This window comes from Arthrobacter sp. H14 (genome assembly GCF_000520495.1).
In the GTDB taxonomy this organism is placed as follows: domain Bacteria; phylum Actinomycetota; class Actinomycetes; order Actinomycetales; family Micrococcaceae; genus Arthrobacter_C.
The window spans coordinates 1-2,397 of the sequence record NZ_KI914653.1 but is presented as its reverse complement, the minus strand read 5'-3'; the positions used below and the strand labels follow the sequence as shown (position 1 = coordinate 2,397).

General features: G+C 61.8%; 4 protein-coding genes and 1 riboswitch. Of the genes, 1 reads left to right on the top strand and 3 read right to left on the bottom strand.

The annotated features are described in order from the left end of the window. A partial coding sequence (locus Y707_RS25260) for an alpha/beta fold hydrolase (RefSeq protein ID WP_035781335.1) occupies positions 1–631 on the top strand: 631 nt, incomplete at its 5' end. On the opposite strand, the gene Y707_RS0111230 is transcribed toward Y707_RS25260, so the two are convergent. The 3 genes from Y707_RS0111230 to Y707_RS0111220 are packed head-to-tail and all read right to left on the bottom strand — an operon-like array spanning position 619 to position 1,987. Continuing rightward, the gene (locus tag Y707_RS0111230) at positions 619–987 is read right to left on the bottom strand and encodes a fluoride efflux transporter FluC (protein ID WP_026535164.1); all 369 of its coding nucleotides are present in this window, start codon (positions 985–987) and stop codon (positions 619–621) included. The genes Y707_RS25260 and Y707_RS0111230 overlap by 13 nt on opposite strands. After that, positions 984–1,508: a fluoride efflux transporter FluC gene (locus tag Y707_RS0111225; protein ID WP_155852904.1), complete on the bottom strand. Its 525-nt coding sequence runs from the start codon at positions 1,506–1,508 to the stop codon at positions 984–986. The genes Y707_RS0111230 and Y707_RS0111225 overlap by 4 nt, the downstream gene beginning before the upstream one ends. Beyond that, on the bottom strand, positions 1,508–1,987 hold the full coding sequence (locus tag Y707_RS0111220; RefSeq protein ID WP_035781334.1) for a universal stress protein: 480 nt from the start codon (positions 1,985–1,987) through the stop codon (positions 1,508–1,510). The genes Y707_RS0111225 and Y707_RS0111220 overlap by 1 nt, the downstream gene beginning before the upstream one ends. A gap of 18 nt (positions 1,988–2,005) precedes the next feature. After that, a riboswitch (Fluoride riboswitch) is annotated at positions 2,006–2,084 on the bottom strand. Positions 2,085–2,397: the final 313 nt, after the last annotated feature.

The following is a 2,397-nucleotide window of genomic DNA, read 5'->3' as shown; positions in this document are numbered from 1 at the left end:
CGACACCTTCGCCAGCGACCTGAACATCCTCCTGGAGACATTGGAACTGGACGACGTCGTCCTCGTCGGATTCTCGATGGGAACCGGTGAAGTGGGCAGGTATCTGGGCACCTACGGTTCGAAACGGGTGGACAAGGCCGTCTTCCTCGGATCTCTCGAGCCGTTCCTGCTGCAGACCGAAAACAATCCGGCCGGCGTCCCGCAGGAGGTTTTTGATGGGCTGCACGTTGCCGTGACAGCAGACCGCTACGCTTTCCTCACGGATTTTTTCATGAACTTCTTCAATACCGATGAGTTCCTCGGCAACCGGCTCAGCGAGGAAGCGCTGCGGGCGCACTGGACGGTTGCTGCCGGCGCCAGCGCCCATGCCATGGTGGCGGCGCAGGCAACCTGGCTCACCGACTTCCGGGAAGACGTCGCGAGGATCGATATTCCTGCAATGATTGTGCACGGAACGGCCGACAACATCCTGCCCATCGATTCAACCGGACGGGAGTTCGCCAAGGCGTTGCCGATCGCGAAGTACGTCGAAATCGAGGGCGCACCGCATGGGATGCTTTGGACGCATGCACCGGAAATCAACGACGCTCTGCTTCGTTTCCTGAACAGCGACCTGCCCTACGCCAGCTGAGCGAGCCAGAGTCCGGCTGCGGCTGCCGGCACCGTGACAAGCATCGTTCCGAGAGTGTTGATCAAAGCCAGCACGGGGCGGTGGTTTTGGATTAGGCGAACGGTTTCGACATTGGCGGTGCTGAAGGTGGTGTAGCCACCCAGAAAACCGACGCCGACGACTGTCTCAAGCCCGGCCGGGACGGTTGAGGACACCGCCAGCCCGGCGAGCAAGCCCAGCAGGAGTGAGCCGCTGACGTTAATCAGTATGGTGCCCAAAGGCAGCGCGGTGCGGAACCTGGAGCGGACGACGCCGTCGACGACGAACCGTGCGCCGGCTCCAAGGCCACCGGCCAGCGCCATGAATACAATGATCACGGCGTGCCCTTCCTGTGGTGCGCGTGTCCCAGCCAGATTCCGGCCCAACTGGCCAGGACGCCGCCGGCGAGGCTTACGGCAAGGTAAAGTCCCGCCACTCCGGTCTGGCCATCGAGGAATAACTGCACCGCTTCGAGGGTCAGCGCGCTGTAGGTGGTGAACGCTCCCAGGAAACCGGTCCCGGCAACCAGTCGCAGGGTCCGCCGTCGGCCGGTATCGCTGCCGCGGCGAACGAGGGCCTCGAGCAGCAGGCCGAGCGTGAACGCGCCAACAACATTGACGGTCAGCGTCGGAAGCGGCCAACCGCCGGGTGAAGGCATGGCCAGGTCGACGCCGTACCGGGCGAGGGTGCCCAAGGAACCGCCAGCGATGACAAGCAGAATGTAGGAGAACCTCAGGTGCAGCGGCCCGTTCCGCTGCTGACGCCGTCGGGCAGCGCCCAGGGTGTCGGGATACGGATCGGTTTTGGTCTCTGCATCGGATGCCCTTACAGAAGCGGAACGTGAAGGTTGCTGCTTCATCAGCGCCGACCTTCAGAGGGTTGCGGGTTCAGCGGCACGACAAGTACAGGGCGATGTTGGTGATGGGTCAGATGGACGGCCACCGATCCAACCACGAGTTCCTCCAGCCGATGGGTGAATCCGTGCTCCCTCGTGCCCACGACGATCATGGAGGCATCGATATGTTCGCCCAGCCGGCCCAATGCCCGGGCCGGTTCGCCGGACACAATCTGGAATGACCACTCGATTCCGTATATTGCCAGCGTCCGGCTGAGGTTCTGCTTCATACCATCGGTTACCTCGTCGTCGTCGTATACGCCGTCGGGATCGATTAATCGCAACTCCGCAGGTTCGTTTGAATCCGATGCTGAGTAGGACGAGATGTCCACGTAAGCGCAGACCAGTTTGACGCCAAGGGATGCTGCAAGTTCGGCGGCCCGGCGGACGACGACGGGTTGCCCAGGGAAAACGCCGGCGATGATGGGACCGGTACCGGGCATAATTCACCTACCTCTGGTTGCAAGGCAGGAACCATCAGCCACTCGGCGGTTCGAGCTCCAAAATCGGACTCCGGCGGGATCCATCGCCGTCGAACCTAGTATACCCGGATGCCGAGTTGGTCCTGGGTGGCTACGTCCAGGTGGTTGTCGCCGGGTGCCTTCGGGTGCCTTCGGGTGGCTTCCGCCGGCGGCAACGAAAATTCGCTCGTTCCTCACGAATTATTAAAGCCGCCTCACGGAAGCCAGGGCTCTGGCATTTGGTGTAGCGCTCCTTGACCAGCGACAAGGTAACCCGTGCCGACACGGCTGGTGGTTCGTTATCGTTTCGTAATGCTTACCCGTCCAGACATTCGAAAACTGTCGGTGGCGGGTCGTAGCGTTGGTGACATGAAGAACGCAGCAGGTTTCAG

Bases quoted from the DNA above. Each gene is read 5' to 3' on its own strand.
- Y707_RS0111220 (WP_035781334.1), bottom strand. From the start codon at position 1,987: ATGCCCGGTACCGGTCCCATCATCGCCGGCGTTTTCCCTGGGCAACCC.
- Y707_RS0111225 (WP_155852904.1), bottom strand. From the start codon at position 1,508: ATGAAGCAGCAACCTTCACGTTCCGCTTCTGTAAGGGCATCCGATGCA.